The organism is Comamonas sp. 23, assembly GCF_049601575.1.
GTDB lineage: Bacteria > Pseudomonadota > Gammaproteobacteria > Burkholderiales > Burkholderiaceae_C > Comamonas > Comamonas squillarum.
In genome coordinates this window covers 2,215,383-2,230,903 of the sequence record NZ_CP187127.1, presented here as the reverse complement: position 1 = coordinate 2,230,903, position 15,521 = coordinate 2,215,383, and the positions used below count along the sequence as shown (strand labels likewise).

Genomic DNA, 15,521 nt, shown 5'->3' with positions numbered 1-15,521 from the left:
CCGCGCAGCATTTGATAAAGATTGACTTTTTGCTGCATCCTTTATATCAATCAATGTATTTAAAAGATTAAATATAAGCTATTGAACCCATAAAACGGGGTCCCCAACAGGCCCCCGATCCGGTGCTTTTTCTGCCTGCCATCCTAGGTGCAGGGATGGCTGCCGCCCCAGCCCGGATACGGCCCTGCGGTGAACCGCTATACACGTTTTTTTATTACTTTTTTTTCTCATTTTTCAATTCAATAGTGTTGACTGAGTATTAAGCAAGCTTCTAGAATTCAGCCCATTGCATTGATTGCTGATTTTTTAGTCAACACCCCTCACGGTGTTTTGATCGTAGCCCCTGACACGCAAGAGCGTGCTTGAAACGACAAGGGCCGTCTGCAACGCAGACAGCCTGCCGGAGACCGCACAGGACAGTGCGGCTCCACCCTGCCAGACCCCAGCCCGGTGCACTATCCGCCGGGCTCTTTGTTGGAGGTGGCAGGACTTAGAAAGGAAAAATCCCTATGACGGCTCCCGCGCAAGTGGATGCCGGTGCGCGCTCATTGAGCGCCACCATCAGCCGTGGTCTGATGACCATGGCACACAACAGTTTTGCTTTGATCGGTCTGGTAGTGGCGTTTTGCGCCCTCACCCTGGTGTCGCGTGATGACCTGCGCCACGCCGGCGAGGCGCAATTGCGCAGCTGGCTGCAGGCCCGCACGCATGCGCCAGCCGTTGACCTGGCAGGTGCCGATGCGGACGCATCCAATGGCGACGATGCCGCCATGGTGGCGGCCGTGGACCGTGCCACCGCCAGCAACCCCCAGCAATTGCCCCGCAACCAGGCCAATGTGGCCTATTGGCTGGCCAAGAAATACCGCGTGGCGCCTGAGCCCCTGGCCGTGCTCGTCTCCGAAGCCTACCTCGTGGGCAAGGAAACCAAGCTGGATCCCACCTTGATCCTGGCGATCATGGCCGTGGAGTCAAGCTTCAACCCCTTTGCCCAAAGCTCGGTGGGTGCGCAAGGCCTGATGCAGGTGATGACCAAGATTCACACCGACAAGTACGAGCACTTCGGCGGCCACTTTGCAGCCTTTGACCCGGTGACCAATCTGCGCGTGGGCGTCAAGGTGCTGCAGGAGTGCATCGAGCGCGCCGGCTCGCTCGAAGGCGGCCTCAAATACTATGTGGGCGCAGCCAACCTGCCGACCGACGGGGGCTACGCCGCCAAGGTGATGGCCGAGCACTTCCGCATCAAGCAAGTGGCCGAAGGCCGCAGCAACACGCCCAAGGCACCGGTGGCCCCCGCTGCCAAGCCTTCACTGTCGGCCCAGGCGGATACGCCCGCCGCAGCCGGTACCGTGGCCGACAAGGCCAAGGCCGCCAGCAACAGCGCAGCTGCAGGCAACGCTTCTGAAACCGTGGCCCTGGCTGACAAGCAAGCCGCGCTGCCAGCAGCGGCCAAGGCCGAGGCCACCGCCGTGGCCATGGGTTCCTGATCTGCCCCTCCGGCTCGTCGCCCTGTTAGCACAAGCACCCTGCGGGGTGCTTTTGTTTTTTCTGGCCTTGGCACAGCTTCCCTGAACCGGTTTTTATCCAGACGTGGCGATAAACCCATTGCCCCAGGCCTGTGCAGCCTCGGCTACACTAGCCGGGTACGCGACTGGCGATAGACATCTGTATGACCGGATTGTTGACGTGGAATGCAGGCCCGGCCTGCAGCAACCACCGGGGAGCGTACCGTGCAGTGCCAGGGCGAGCGCATCGCCCCCCGCACCCGCCACGTGTTAGCCGTGCGCCTGGGCAGCCCCTGTTTTCGCCAACCTCACTGTTGGCAGGCAGGGCTCACTTCTGACTCCAACGACCGCCATGTACCAACGTAACATCCTTGTCGAACAGACCGACGCAGAACTCTTTGCGGCCATCCAGGCCGAAAACCAGCGCCAAGAGCAGCACATCGAGCTGATCGCCAGCGAAAACTATGCCTCCCCTGCCGTGATGTGGGCCCAAGGCACCCAGCTGACCAACAAGTACGCCGAAGGCTACCCCGGCAAGCGCTACTACGGCGGCTGCGAATTTGTCGATATCGCCGAGCAGCTGGCCATCGACCGCGTCAAGCAACTGTTTGGCGCAGATGCTGCCAATGTGCAACCCCATTGCGGCGCATCGGCCAATGAAGCGGTTTTCCTGGCTTTCCTCAAGCCCGGCGACACCATCATGGGCATGAGCCTGGCCGAAGGCGGTCACCTGACCCATGGCATGCCACTGAACATCTCCGGCAAGTGGTTCAACGTCGTCTCCTACGGCCTGAACGAAAAGGAAGAGCTGGACTACGACGCCATGGAAAAGAAGGCGCACGCGACCAAGCCCAAGCTGATCATCGCTGGCGCATCCGCTTACTCGCTGGAAATCGACTTTGCCCGCTTTGCCAAGGTGGCCAAGGATGTGGGCGCGATCTTCATGGTGGACATGGCCCACTATGCCGGTCTGATCGCCGCTGGCCAATACCCCAACCCCGTGCCCCACGCCGACGTGGTGACCACCACCACCCACAAGAGCCTGCGCGGCCCGCGCGGTGGCGTCATCCTGATGAAGGCTGAGCACGAGAAGGCCATCAACTCGGCCGTGTTCCCCGGCCTGCAAGGCGGCCCGCTGATGCACGTGATCGCAGCCAAGGCCGTGGCCTTCAAGGAGGCGCTGACGCCTGAGTTCAAGCAGTATGCCCAGCAGGTCAAGACCAACGCCCGCATCGTGGCCGAGACCCTGACCCAGCGCGGCCTGCGCATCATCTCTGGCGGCACCCAAAGCCACGTGATGCTGGTGGACCTGCGCGCCAAGGGCATCACCGGCAAGGAAGCCGAAGCCGTGCTGGGCGCTGCCCACATGACGATCAACAAGAACTCCATCCCCAACGACCCGGAAAAGCCGATGGTCACCAGCGGTATCCGTATCGGTACGCCCGCGATGACCACCCGTGGTTTCAAGGACGAAGAAGCGCGCCTCACGGCCAACCTGATCGCCGACGTGCTGGACAACCCACGGGACGGGGCCAACATTGCTGCCGTGCGCGCAAAGGTCAACGCCCTGACCGCACGCTTCCCCGTCTACCGCTGATCTGACCTGCGCCCGCGCCTATGAAATGCCCCTTCTGCAGCCATCCCGATACCCAGGTGGTGGAGACCCGTGTTGCAGAAGACGGCGGCTTTGTACGGCGCAGGCGCCAGTGCGGCAACTGCGAAAAGCGCTTTACCACCTATGAGCGGCCTGAGGTCAGCCTGCCGGTCATCGTCAAAAAGGACGGCCGGCGCATCGACTACGACCGCAGCAAGCTGCGCGGCTCGTTCAGCCTGGCGCTGCGCAAGCGCCCGGTCCCCATCGACAAGGTGGACCTGGCGCTCGAGCATGTCGAGGACAAGCTGCGCACCTTGGGTGCGCGTGAGGTACAGACGCATTTGATCGGCGAGCTGGTCATGGCCGAGCTGCAAAAGCTCGACAAGGTGGCCTACATCCGCTATGCCAGCGTCTACCGAAGCTTCGAGGACATTGACCAGTTCAAGTCCATCGTCGACGAGGTAACGACCCCGCCGCCCGAGCCCAGGAAAGACAGCGCCCGTAAAAAGGACTGAGGCACAAAAAAATGCGAACCCTGGGTTCGCATTTTTCTTTGGAGACCAGCCACGGAGCCGGCCCGGGCTGCGCCTTGTCAGTCTTGCGGCGCCTCGGCGGCAATCGGCCCCACCGCCTGCACCACATCGCTGTTCTGGGCGCGGTGGCGCAGCGCATGGTCCATCAGCACCATGGCCAGCAAGGCCTCGGCAATCGGTGCGGCGCGGATGCCCACGCAGGGGTCATGCCGGCCCTTGGTGATGACCTCGGTACTCTTGCCCTCGGTATCGATGGACTCGCGCGGGCTGATGATCGAGCTGGTGGGCTTGATGGCGATGCGGATCTCGATGTCCTGGCCGGTGCTGATGCCGCCCAGAATGCCGCCGGCATTGTTGCTGCGAAAGCCCTGGGGGCTGAGCGAGTCGCCATGCGTAGTGCCGCGCTGGGCCACGCTGTCAAAACCGGCACCAATCTCGACCGCCTTGACGGCGTTGAGGCCCATCATTGCGTAGGCGATGTCGGCGTCGAGCTTGTCATACAGCGGCTCGCCCAGCCCCACCGGCACGCCGCTGGCCTGCACGCGGATCAGCGCGCCGCAGGAGTCGCCCGCCTTGCGCAGCGCATCCATATAGTCTTCATAGCGGGTCACATCGGCCACCGGCGCAAAAAACGGGTTGTTAGGCACATGCGACCAGTCCTCAAAAGGCAGGGCCACCTCGCCCACCTGCAGCATGCAGGCGCGGAACTCGGTACCGAACTTCTCTTTGAGCCACTTTTTGGCCACGGCGCCAGCGGCCACGGTGGGCGCGGTCAGGCGGGCCGAGGAGCGGCCACCACCACGCGGGTCGCGGATGCCGTACTTGTGCCAGTAGGCATAGTCGGCATGGCCGGGGCGAAAGCTCTGCGCAATATTGGAGTAGTCCTTGCTGCGCTGGTCGGTATTGCGGATCAGCAGCGCAATCGGCGTGCCCGTCGTCTTGCCCTCGTAGACGCCCGAGAGGATCTCCACGCTGTCGGGCTCATTGCGCTGGGTGACAAACTTGCTGGTGCCGGGGCGGCGGCGGTCCAGGTCCTGCTGGATATCTGCCTCGCTCAACGCCATGCCCGGTGGGCAGCCGTCAATCACGCAGCCAATTGCGGGGCCATGGGATTCGCCAAAGTTGGTAACAGTAAATAAGGTGCCGAAGGTATTGCCGCTCATAGCCCGCCATTATCACTGATGCCGGTGCCCCACGCAGCCCCACAGGGCTCACCAGCGGGGCGGGTCACCGCCAGGCGGCTGGCCGGCATGGGGCCAGCCGCCTGGCAGGCCCTGCAGCACCGCACTGTGGCGCACCGCACGCAGGCGGCCAAAGCCAGTGTCCATCTCTTCCAGATAGGCGTCGGGCGGCGCGCCGCTGGGTGCCGTAGCCGCCGCAGCGGCTACCGGCCGCTGGCCCATGGACTGCAACCACTGTGCGACGCGCGCCAGCGACACCTGCACATGCCAGCTGCCGCCCTGCTTTGCCTGGCGGTAGAGCGCAGCCTGGATGCCAAAGGCCAGCAAAAAGCCCGCGCTGTAATCGAGAATCTGCAGCGGCAGCGCCCGCAGCCCCGCGCTGCCAAACGCCTGGCCTTCGGCCCAGTTGATGCCGCAGACGGTCTGCACCAGCGAATCAAAGCCGCGCCGGTCGGCCCAGGGGCCGCTGCGGCCATAGGCTGACAGGCTGGCATAGACGATGCCCGGCCGCTGCCGGGCGGCAGACTGCGGATCCAGCCCCAGCGCATCCAGCGCGCCCGGCCGGTAGCCTTGCAGCAGCACATGGGCCTGATCCAGCAACGCGGCCATCTTTTGCTGGCCTGCCGGGGTTTTCAGATCCAGCAAGGCCGAGCGCTTGCCCCGGCTCATATCGGCAATGGCCTCGATATTGGGCAGACCCGGCCCATTGAGCATCAGCACATCGGCCCCTTGCGCCGCCAGGCTGCGGGCTGCCACGGGCCCCGCCAGAATGCGGGTCAGGTCCAGCACGCGCAGGCCAGCAAGCGGCCGGTGCTGGGCAGGCGCGGGCCCATCGCGGGGCGCGGCGGGCTGGTCGCTGTCCAACTGCGTGATCGACAGCAAGGGCTGCGCGGCCACCGCCGCACTTTGGGGATGGGCCTGCCAGGCCTCAGGGCTGCGCGCAGCTGCCACCACGAGGCCCAGCGCTGCGGCGCGCTCCTCCGCTGCCTGCGCCGTCCAGCCTTGGAGCGCGTCCGCCACCTGCTGCCGCGTGGTGGCAGCGCCCGTGGGCAGGCCCAGGAGCCGCAACACGCCATCGCGGTGGTGGTCAAAATTGGCATGGATGCGCAGCCAGCCCGGCTCGCCCACATCGGCGCCGCAGGCATAGAGGCCCGAGATGGGCGCCCACAGGTTGGGCTGCTCGCCGTCCAAGGTGAAATAGCCACTGCACTCGGCCAGCACATGGCCCACATCCACCTGGAACTGGGGCATGGCCCGCTGCTGGCGGCGCTGGTACAACAAGGCACTGGCCAGGCCGCTGGCCGCCACGGCCGCAGGCGCTGCCACATCCAGGCAAAAACTCGAGGGGTAGGCAGCGCCATCGCCGCTGAGCGCCAAAGCGCCCTGCTCCAAAGCCTGCGCTGGCAGGCCCGCTTGCTGCCAGAGCATGTGCACGCTGGCCTGTATGGCCGCATGCAGCGATTGCTGCGCCAGGTGGTGGCTGGTGGGGCTGTGGTTGTTAGTAGTTGGCAAGACGTTCTCCTGGTTGGCACATGGCCGCCATTGCATACCTGCCGCACCCCGGGGTCAATCTTGATTGGGCCGATACACATACCATTCAACTCGCCTTGCAGTAGCATGGCCCATGGTTGCTTCACGTCCCTCTCCCACCCCACCTTCCGAAGACGACAGCCCCTGGCTCAGCAGCCAGCAGGCCGCCGCGATGCTGGGTGTGCAGCGCGCCAGCCTCTACGCCTATGTCAGCCGGGGCCTGCTACAGGCGCACCGCCAACCGGGCCTGCGCGGCCATGTCTATGCCCGCATCGATGTGCAGCGCCTCGCGCGCCAGCGGCACACCGTGCGCAACCCCGCGCAGCTCGCCCGCTCCACCCTCGACTGGGGCACACCCGTGCTGCGCTCGGCCATCACACAGGTGGCCCAAGGCCAGCTGTACTACCGGGGGCGCGATGCCCTGCAATGGGCGCAGCACGCCAGCCTGGAAGACACCGCCGCGCTGCTGCTGGGCCAGCCCATCGCGGCGCAGTCCAGCAGCGCCCGCATGGCCCCGACCAAGGCGTCCGCAGCATCGCCCGTGCCACAACCCCGGTCACCCGACCAGGCGCTCAGCGCCTGGCACAGCCTGCCCACCAGCGAGCCCACGCTGGCCAGCCCCGGCTGGCCCCGGCCGCTGCTCCAGCAGATGCTGTGGGTGCTGACGGGGCTGCCGCCGCCTCCTGGTGCTGCGCCGCCCCAGGCCGAACGGCTGGTCCACCAGCAGCTCGCTGCACTCTGGCGTGTGGATGCCGCCGGCGAAAGCACCCTGCGCCAGGCGCTGGTGCTGTGCGCCGACCATGAGCTCAATGCCTCCAGCTTTGCAGCCCGGGTGGTCGCATCAACCGGCGCCAGCCTGCATGCCAGTCTGGGCGCAGGTCTCGCCGCGCTGACCGGCCCACTGCACGGGGGGATGACGGCGGTGATCGACCAGCACTGGGACGACTGGCATGCGGCGCCACGGGCTGGCGATGCACTGCACCCATCGCTCACCCAGCTGCTGGCCGACACCCGCACCCATGGCAGCCCGCATTACTGCGCAGGCTTTGGCCACCCGCTCTACCCGGCAGGCGACCCGCGCAGCCAGCGCCTCATCAGCCTGCTGCCGGCCGATGCGCACCGCAATGCCTTGCTGGCAACAGTGCACCGCCAAACCGGCCTGCACCCCAGCCTGGACTATGCGCTGGTCGCCATCCAGCGCGGCCTGGGCCTGCCCGCGGGCGCTGCCTTTGTGCTGTTTGCACTGGGCCGCACGGCAGGCTGGCTGGCCCATGCGCTGGAGCAGCGCGACAGCGGCCAATTGATCCGCCCCCGCGCCCAGTATGTGGGCCTGCCAGCGCAAACAGATGCTCAGGCTGAGAACCCAGCCTCCACCGATAACACGGTCGGCCGCATCCCCGGGCGCATCATCCGTTTCTGACCAATACCCAGCATCTGTTCCAAAGCAAAGGCGCAAAAAAGCGGCCTCGCGGGCCGCTGCAGTAGCGGTTGTGGAAGTCGCCGGCTCAGCCGCCAAGCTGCGCCGGTCCCCCATCAAGAATCCGTCTCGCCTTCCACCGGCCAATCGCGGATATAGGCCTTGAGCATCTTGTTCTCGAAATTCTGGCTGTCGACGACGGCCTTGGCCACGTCGTAGAAGCTGATCACGCCCATCAGCATCTTCTTGTCCATCACCGGCATGTAGCGGGCATGGCGGTCGAGCATCATGCGGCGCACCTCGTCCATGTCGGTTTCCATCGTGCAGGTAAGCGGTGCGTCGTCCATCACGCTGCGCACAAGGATATTGCCTGCAGTGCCGCCGTTGTTGACGATGGCCACGATCACCTCGCGGAACGTCAACATGCCCACCACATCGCCGTGCTCCATCACCACCAGTGAGCCAATGTCCTTCTCCGCCATGGTCTGGATCGCGTCGCCCAGAGGGTCGTTGACGCTGGCCGTGTAGAGAGTGTTGCCTTTGAGGCGGAGGATATCGCTGACTTTCATGGGTGTCTCCTTGTACCGTTCTCCGATGCTGGCGGGGCCCACCTGCGTGCACACGCATCGGCGACAGGCCTGCCCGCCCAGGTCTGCTAAATATAGCCGACAATGCCCGTCCAGAACGACAACATCGCGGAGATACGCCATGCCCGGTTACACCGACCCCGGCTTTGACACCCTGAGTCTGCACGCTGGCGCCCAGCCGGACCCGGCCACCGGGGCTCGCGCCGTCCCCATCCACCTGACCACCTCCTTCGTCTTCGAGTCGAGCGACCACGCAGCCAGCCTCTTCAATCTGGAGCGGCCCGGCCATGTCTACAGCCGCATCAGCAACCCCACCAATGCGGTGCTGGAGCAGCGCGTCTCGGCACTTGAAGGCGGTGTGGGCGCGATCGCGGTGGCCAGCGGCCAGGCCGCGCTGCACCTGTCGGTTGCCACCTTGATGGGCGCGGGCAGCCATATCGTTGCCAGCACCGCGCTCTATGGCGGCAGCCAGAACCTGCTGCACTACACCCTGGCCCGCTTTGGCATCGAGACCACCTTTGTCCAACCCGGCGATATCGACGGCTGGCGCGCTGCGGTGCGGCCCAACACCAAGCTGTTTTTTGGCGAGACCGTCGGCAACCCCGGCCTCGATGTGCTGGACATCCCCACCGTCTCGGCCATGGCCCATGAGGCCGGCGTGCCCTTGCTGGTCGACTCCACCTTGACCTCGCCCTGGCTCATCAAGCCCTTTGCGCATGGCGCCGACATCGTCTACCACTCGGCCACCAAGTTTCTCTCCGGCCACGGCACCGTCATTGGCGGCATCGTGGTCGACGGCGGCAGTTTTGACTGGGAAAAGTCGGGCCGCTTCCCCGAGCTGACCGAGCCCTATGACGGCTTTCACAACATGGTGTTCAGCGAGGAATCGACCACCGGCGCCTTCTTGCTGCGCGCGCGGCGCGAAGGCCTGCGCGACTTTGGCGCCTGCATGAGCCCGCACAGCGCCTGGCTGATCTTGCAAGGCATCGAGACCTTGCCGCTGCGCATGGAGCGCCATATGCGCAACACCGAAAAAGTGGTGCAGTTCCTCGCCAGCCACCCGATGGTCAGCCGCGTGGGCCACCCGATGCTGGAGAGCCACAGCTCCTACGCGCTGGCGCAAAAGCTGCTGCCGCGCGGCGCAGGTTCGGTGTTCAGCTTTGACATTGCCGGCAACCGCAACCAGGGCAAGAAGTTCATCGAGACGCTCAAGGTCTTCAGCCACCTGGCCAATGTCGGCGACTGCCGCTCGCTGGTCATCCACCCGGCCAGCACCACGCATTTCCGCATGCACGACGACGCCTTGGCGCAAGCGGGCATCAGCCAGGGCACGATCCGCCTGTCCATCGGCCTAGAAGACGCCGACGACCTGATCGATGACTTGAAGCGCGCGCTCAAGGCCGCAGAGAAGGCCGCATGATGGAAATCCGTGTCTTTGCACCGCAAGATGCGCCTGCCGTCGTTCAGCTGTGGAACGACTGCGGCCTGACCCGCCCCTGGAACGACCCGCACAAGGACATTGCGCGCAAGCAGAGCGTCTCGCCCGAGTTGTTCTGGGTCGGTGTCGATGAACAAGGCGCGGTGATCGCCAGCATCATGGTCGGCTACGACGGCCACCGCGGCTGGATCAACTACCTGGCCGTGCACCCCCGGCACCAGCGCCAGGGCCATGCGCGCCAGCTGATGCAGCGGGCCGAAGCCGAGCTCACGGCGCTGGGCTGCCCCAAGCTCAACTTGCAGGTGCGCGCCGGCAACGAGGCGGTGATCGCCTTCTACGAAAGCCTGGGCTATGCCAACGACCAGACCGTGAGCCTGGGCAAACGCCTGATTGCCGACATCTAGCCTCAGCCACACCATCGGAGCACAGACATGCAAATCCAAGTACAAGGTGCCGACCTGTATGCCTACACCGGCGGCAAGGCGCTGGATGCGAACCAGCCCACTGCCATCTTTATCCACGGCGTGCTGTGCGACCACAGCGTCTGGGCGCTGCAAAGCCGCTACCTGGCCAACCATGGCTGGAACGTGCTGGCCATCGATCTGCCCGGCCACTGCAAAAGTGCCGGCGCCGCGCCGCGCACGGTGGAAGAAGCGGCCGAGACCATCGCGCAGCTGCTCGATGCCGCAGGCCTGCAGCAGGCGGCCCTTATCGGCCACAGCTGGGGCAGCCTGATAGCGATGGAAGCGGCCGCACGCCTGGGCGCGCGTATCAGCCACCTGGTGCTGGTCGGCACGGCCGACCCGATGAAGGTCGCCCCCGCTCTGCTCGAGCAAGCGCTCAGCGCTACCGACCAGGCGATTGCCATGGTGCAGACCTTCTCGCGCGCAACCCTGGCCCCACCCTCAGGCGCGGGCAGCTGGGTATTTGGTGCCGGCATGGCGCTGGCCCGCCGCGTGCAGGCCAGCAACGGCGACACCAACCTGCTGCACACCGGCTTTGTGGCCTGCGATAGCTACCGCAATGGCCAGGCTGCGATGGCCGCCCTCGCCTGCCCGGTGTTGTTTGTGCTGGGCGAGCAAGACCAGATGACGCCTGCCCGCGCCGCGCGCAGCCTGGTGGACGCCGCCAAAGCCGCTGGCAAGCAAGTGCAGGTCCAGATGGTGCCCAGCGGCCACAACCAGATGACCGAGTCACCCGACGCGACCCTGTTTGCGATCCACCATTTTCTGCAGGCACAGGCCGCAGCGCCGCAGCTTCCCGCCTGAGGGCCTGCCGCAGCGATCCGTCCCGCTATCAGCTTTGCAATTGCGATATTGCTTTTGTTTTTATAGCAGAATATCAAGTATGTATCTGGCGTAAGAAGGCGTAAGCCACCGCAAAAAATGCCGCAATGCGGGCATCAAATGCGTTAGCCTATCTGCCAGGCCGATGGAGGCCCAGACAGCTGCATCCGAAAAGCTGCAGACCCGATACATACGACTTATGCAATACAAGGCCCTTCCCTGTTTGCTGCAACACTGCCAGGCGCAACCCTGGCATCTGCTGCGGCCACGCGTGGACATGGACCTGGAGCGATGGGCAGAGACCTGGGCGGACCAGTTGTCAAGCCTGCATGAATTCTCCAGCCATGGCTACTATGGTCTGGATGTGCAGGATCTGGACGCCGACAGCCAACGCGCTGCCCGGGCGGGCTGGTGCCGCGCGGCGCTGCAATCGCTGGCGCTGTTGGATCTGGCCTACAGCCGGGGCCTGCCGCCCCGCGCGATGGAAAGCCTGTTCGAGCATGTGCTGCACTGGTGCAATGAGTATGCGGTCTTCATGCGCAACGATGCCGCAGCGCCGGCGCAAGCGCGCCAACCCATCAACCCCGCCTCCAACAGCTACCCGGCTGCCGTGCAACTGCTGGCGCTGCCGGTATTGCTCGAGCGCCAGGAGCTGATTCCCGGCATTGTCGAGCGTCTATTGGGCAACCGCTGTGACTGCCTGCTCGACTACCTGAGCGCCGTCGCCTGCGAAAAGGACGAAGCCTCCGCCCAGGTCTTCTGCCCCAAGCCCTATGCCGATCTGACCGCCTTCTTCGAGCAGTCCGAGCTGGGCACCGAGCCCTTGCAAGCCTATCTGGACGAGAACTACAGCAGCCAGCTGCACCCTGCGCTGGCCGCCATTGGCCGGCTCATTGGCATGGGCGAGCACCACCCGCGCTGGGCCTGGGAAGTCGCCGCCCTGGTGGTGCTGTACGAGCTGGACGACAGCACCCTGACCGCCTACAGCAGCTACCCCGCCGACATGGTGGCGCTGGCGCGCCAGCGCCTGGCCTTCAATGAGGCAAGCTTCGCCGCCCACTGAGCGGCTTCAGCGATCTCTGCGCATCGCCATCAGGTAGGCCGCTGATGGGCAGCCCCTCTCAGCGATCAAACTGCCCTCAAGCCCTGGGCTGCAGGGCTTGGGTCTCATCACCCAGCACAGGCTCCAACTCCTGCGCTACTGCTTCCACCTCTTGCGCAGGCACCTCCTCCGGCAGCCACTGGCGGCGCTCCAGCAGTGCAATGAGCGCGATCTGGTCGAGACCGCTGTGCCACCACAAGGGCTCGGTGGCCTCGTTGCGGTCCAGCATCAGTGCACTGACCAGCGGCGCAGCCAGGGTCTGCGCGGGCTCGATCAGCAGCACATAGCGCATGTCATGCTGGCTCTCGGTGGCTCCCGTGCTGGTCCGGCGCTCATCCACATCGACGACGGCGCCCACCCAGTCGAGCTGGCACAGCACATCGAGCGCGCGGTGCAGCTGCACATCCTCCACCTGCATTCGGGTGGCAAGCTGGTGCAGGTAGAGGCCCTTCTCGGGCTGGTAGCGCATCAGGTTGAGCGCGCGTAGGCATTCGAGCGCCAGCTGAAAATCCCAGCTCTGCGCCAGCGGCAGCCGCGCCACGCCGGCCAGCAGGCTGGGCAGGTAGGCGGCCACCACGGCACCCAGCAGCACAATCACCCAGGCCACGTAGATCCAGATCAGCAAGATCGGCAAGGTGGCAAAGGTGCCGTAGATGGTGGAATAGGTCGGCACATGCACGAGGTACAGGGTCAGCACCTTCTTGGCCACCTCGATGCCCACGGCCACAAACAGCCCGCCGGCCAGTGCATCGCGCCAGCGCACATGGGTGTTGGGCACATAGCGGTACATGGCGGTCACACCCGATGCCAGCAGCACAAACTCCAGCGAATCAAAGGCCAGGCGAATGAGGTAGGGCAGCTCGCCCATCGCGCTGCGCGAAGCGGCCACCACCGACGAGGTCAGCACCAGGCTGGAGGCCAGCACCAGCGGGCCCAGCGACATGGCCGCCCAGTAGATCAGCACCCGCTGGCCCAGTGGCCGCAGCTGGCGCACGCGCCAGATGTTGTTGAGCGTGCGGTCCATCGTCAATATCAGCGCCAGCGCCGTCACCAGCAAAAAGCTCAGGCCCGCCAGGCCCAGGCGGCTGGCCTTGGAGGCAAACTGCGTGATGTAGCCCAGCACCTGGCTGGCGATGGTGCTGGGGATCAGGCTCTCGATCAGCCAGCGCTGCAGTTGCGCCTCGACCGTGGCAAACATCGGGAAAGCGGTGAGCAGCGCCAACGCCACCGTGAAGAAAGGCACCAGTGCCAGCATGGTGGTAAAGGTCAGGCTGCTGGCCGTCAGGCCCAGGCGGTCCTCGCCAAAGCGCGTGCGCAAGGTATTGACGGTATTGCGCCAGGGAAACGCAGCAAATTGCTGCCACCACAAAGCCCATCCCTGGCGCGGTTGCACCTGCAAAGATGCTGCGTTTTTCTCATCACTGACGTACATACCGATATGATGCCATTTCCATGCCTGCATCGACCCCTGAACCCGCCGCAAATCTGCCTGATTTGGTAACGCCTGCCCCGGCCAGGGCAGCGGCGCAGTTTTCGCGCTGGCTGGCCGTGGCGTCCCTGCTGGGCCTGGTGCTGTTGTGCCTGGCCTGGGAGCTGTGGCTGGCCCCGCTGCGGCCGGGCGGCTCCTGGCTGGTGCTCAAGGCCTTGCCGCTGTGCATTCCGCTCGCCGGCCTGCTCAAGCGCCGCATGTATACCTACCGCTGGCTGAGCCTTCTGGTGTGGCTGTATTTTATTGAGGGCGTGGTGCGCGCCTGGGGTGATGCGCCGCCCAGCCGCTGGTGCGCGCTGGCCGAGATCGCACTGTGCCTGCTGCTGTTTGCCGCCTGCGTGCTGCATATCCGGGGCCGCCTGCGCGCCGCATCCCCGGCCGCCCAGCCCGCAGCCGCTTCCTAGAACCGATTTCTTTTTATTTGCTGAGACTTCCGATGACCGACCTGATTGCGAGCTTGCGCCAGATTGTGGGCGATGCCCATGTGCTTACCGAGGGCGACCTGACGGCCTATGAGCAGGACTGGCGCCGCCGCGTCCACGGCAAGGCGCTGGCGGTGGTGCGCCCCGCCACGACCGAGCAAGTGGCCGCCGTCGTCAAGGCCTGCGCGGCCAACGGCACCTCCATCGTGCCCCAGGGCGGCAACACCGGCCTGGTCGTGGGCTCCACGCCTGATACCTCGGGCCAGCAGGTGGTGCTGAACCTGGGGCGCATGCAGGCGATCCGCGCGATCGACAAGGACAACCTGACCGTCACCGTCGAGGCCGGCTGCATCCTGCAGACCCTGCAGGAGCGCTGCGAGAGCCAGGGCTATCTGTTCCCGCTGTCGCTGGCCGCCGAAGGCAGCTGCACCATTGGCGGCAACCTGGGCACCAATGCCGGCGGCACCCAGGTGGTGCGCTATGGCAATACGCGCGAACTGTGCCTGGGCCTCGAAGTGGTCAACGCCCAGGGCGAGATCTGGAACGGCCTCAAGGGCCTGCGCAAGGACAACACCGGCTACGACCTGCGCAACCTCTTCATCGGCAGCGAAGGCACCCTGGGCGTGATCACGGCAGCGACGATGAAGATCTACCCCTTGCCCGCGAGCCAGCTCACCGCCTGGGCGGCGCTGCCGTCGTTCGATGCTGCCGTGCGCCTGCTGGCGCTGGCGCACCAGTACCTGGGCGCGGGTCTGACCGGCTTTGAGGTGATGAACCGCTTTGCGCTCACCCTGGTCGACAAGCACATGCCCCAGCTGCGCGTGCCCTTTATCGACAACCCCGCCTTCCCCTATGCCGTGGTGTTGGAGAACTCCGACAGCGAATCGGAAGAGCATGCCCGCAGCCGCTTTGAAGCCTTGATGGAAGCGGCATTCGAGCAAGAGATCGTGCTCGATGCCGTGGTCGCCGAGAACCTGGGCCAGGCCCACAACCTCTGGCATATCCGCGAGAGCATTCCGCTCGCCCAGGTCGAGGAAGGCCTCAACATCAAGCACGACATCTCCGTGCCCATCTCGCGCATCCCGGAGTTTGTCGAGCATGCCACCCAGGTGCTGAACGACAAGGTGCCGGGCATGCGCCTGGTCAATTTCGGCCACCTGGGCGACGGCAATCTGCACTTCAATGTGCAGGCACCCGAGGGCGGAGACGCCAAGCAATTTCTCGACGAGCGCGAGCACGAGGTCAACCACATCGTCTATGACGCAGTGGCCGCCTTTGGCGGCTCCATCTCGGCCGAGCACGGCATTGGCACGCTCAAGGTAGACACCTTGCCGCAGTACCAGTCGCCAGTGGCCCTGTCGATGATGCGGGCGGTGAAGGCTGCGCTGGACCCGCAGAACATTATGAACCCGCATGCCATGATCACACGCGCTTAGAGCC

General features: G+C 65.1%; 14 protein-coding genes and 1 riboswitch. Of the genes, 10 read left to right on the top strand and 4 right to left on the bottom strand.

The features are described from left to right. The first annotated feature begins 509 nt into the window (after positions 1 to 509). The 3 genes from ACPEE1_RS09975 to nrdR all read left to right on the top strand — a co-directional run bounded on the left by ACPEE1_RS09975 (position 510) and on the right by nrdR (position 3,611). Positions 510 to 1,484 carry a lytic transglycosylase domain-containing protein gene (locus ACPEE1_RS09975; protein WP_182342181.1) on the top strand — a complete coding sequence of 325 codons (975 nt, stop codon included), beginning with the start codon at positions 510 to 512 and terminating at the stop codon, positions 1,482 to 1,484. A 150-nt stretch (positions 1,485 to 1,634) separates the two neighbouring features. After that, a riboswitch (ZMP/ZTP riboswitch) is annotated at positions 1,635 to 1,797 on the top strand. A 57-nt stretch (positions 1,798 to 1,854) separates the two neighbouring features. Then, positions 1,855 to 3,099, top strand: coding sequence for a serine hydroxymethyltransferase (gene glyA, locus ACPEE1_RS09970; RefSeq protein WP_423936233.1), 1,245 nt, complete (start codon positions 1,855 to 1,857; stop codon positions 3,097 to 3,099). Between the two features lie 20 nt (positions 3,100 to 3,119). Next, positions 3,120 to 3,611: a transcriptional regulator NrdR gene (gene nrdR / locus ACPEE1_RS09965; RefSeq protein ID WP_116924208.1), complete on the top strand. Its 492-nt coding sequence runs from the start codon at positions 3,120 to 3,122 to the stop codon at positions 3,609 to 3,611. A gap of 77 nt (positions 3,612 to 3,688) precedes the next feature. Here the strand turns inward: nrdR and aroC are convergent, their stop codons facing one another. Together aroC and ACPEE1_RS09955 are read right to left on the bottom strand one after the other, a co-directional pair. Further along, positions 3,689 to 4,792 (bottom strand): chorismate synthase, encoded by a 1,104-nt coding sequence (aroC, locus tag ACPEE1_RS09960; protein ID WP_116924209.1) that lies wholly within the window; start codon positions 4,790 to 4,792, stop codon positions 3,689 to 3,691. A gap of 48 nt (positions 4,793 to 4,840) precedes the next feature. Further along, positions 4,841 to 6,238 carry a CoA transferase gene (locus ACPEE1_RS09955; protein ID WP_182345746.1) on the bottom strand — a complete coding sequence of 466 codons (1,398 nt, stop codon included), beginning with the start codon at positions 6,236 to 6,238 and terminating at the stop codon, positions 4,841 to 4,843. 196 nt (positions 6,239 to 6,434) lie between these two features. On the opposite strand from ACPEE1_RS09955, the gene ACPEE1_RS09950 reads away from it, so the two are divergent. Further along, positions 6,435 to 7,760: a citrate synthase family protein gene (locus ACPEE1_RS09950; RefSeq protein ID WP_182342186.1), complete on the top strand. Its 1,326-nt coding sequence runs from the start codon at positions 6,435 to 6,437 to the stop codon at positions 7,758 to 7,760. 113 nt (positions 7,761 to 7,873) lie between these two features. On the opposite strand, the gene ACPEE1_RS09945 is transcribed toward ACPEE1_RS09950, so the two are convergent. Then, positions 7,874 to 8,326, bottom strand: a complete 453-nt coding sequence (locus ACPEE1_RS09945) for a CBS domain-containing protein (RefSeq protein ID WP_021028721.1) — start codon at positions 8,324 to 8,326, stop codon at positions 7,874 to 7,876. A 139-nt stretch (positions 8,327 to 8,465) separates the two neighbouring features. Between ACPEE1_RS09945 and ACPEE1_RS09940 the strand changes: the two genes are divergently transcribed. The 4 genes from ACPEE1_RS09940 to ACPEE1_RS09925 all read left to right on the top strand — a co-directional run bounded on the left by ACPEE1_RS09940 (position 8,466) and on the right by ACPEE1_RS09925 (position 12,131). Beyond that, positions 8,466 to 9,764 (top strand): O-acetylhomoserine aminocarboxypropyltransferase, encoded by a 1,299-nt coding sequence (locus tag ACPEE1_RS09940; protein ID WP_182342189.1) that lies wholly within the window; start codon positions 8,466 to 8,468, stop codon positions 9,762 to 9,764. Next, the gene (locus ACPEE1_RS09935) at positions 9,764 to 10,186 is read left to right on the top strand and encodes a GNAT family acetyltransferase (RefSeq protein ID WP_260719740.1); all 423 of its coding nucleotides are present in this window, start codon (positions 9,764 to 9,766) and stop codon (positions 10,184 to 10,186) included. The genes ACPEE1_RS09940 and ACPEE1_RS09935 overlap by 1 nt, the downstream gene beginning before the upstream one ends. Positions 10,187 to 10,213: 27 nt before the next feature. Then, positions 10,214 to 11,050, top strand: a complete 837-nt coding sequence (locus tag ACPEE1_RS09930; RefSeq protein ID WP_116924213.1) for an alpha/beta fold hydrolase — start codon at positions 10,214 to 10,216, stop codon at positions 11,048 to 11,050. 217 nt (positions 11,051 to 11,267) lie between these two features. Continuing rightward, entirely contained in the window at positions 11,268 to 12,131 is an 864-nt protein-coding gene (locus ACPEE1_RS09925; protein WP_423936228.1) for a PoNe immunity protein domain-containing protein, read from the top strand. A 76-nt stretch (positions 12,132 to 12,207) separates the two neighbouring features. Here ACPEE1_RS09925 and ACPEE1_RS09920 read toward each other — a convergent pair whose 3' ends face one another. Continuing rightward, positions 12,208 to 13,602: a YihY family inner membrane protein gene (locus ACPEE1_RS09920; RefSeq protein WP_423936226.1), complete on the bottom strand. Its 1,395-nt coding sequence runs from the start codon at positions 13,600 to 13,602 to the stop codon at positions 12,208 to 12,210. A gap of 20 nt (positions 13,603 to 13,622) precedes the next feature. On the opposite strand from ACPEE1_RS09920, the gene ACPEE1_RS09915 reads away from it, so the two are divergent. Next, positions 13,623 to 14,063: a DUF2069 domain-containing protein gene (locus ACPEE1_RS09915; RefSeq protein WP_182342200.1), complete on the top strand. Its 441-nt coding sequence runs from the start codon at positions 13,623 to 13,625 to the stop codon at positions 14,061 to 14,063. Positions 14,064 to 14,095: 32 nt separating this feature from the next. Beyond that, complete coding sequence (locus ACPEE1_RS09910) at positions 14,096 to 15,517, top strand: FAD-binding oxidoreductase (protein WP_182342203.1); 1,422 nt, start codon at positions 14,096 to 14,098, stop codon at positions 15,515 to 15,517. Positions 15,518 to 15,521: the final 4 nt, after the last annotated feature.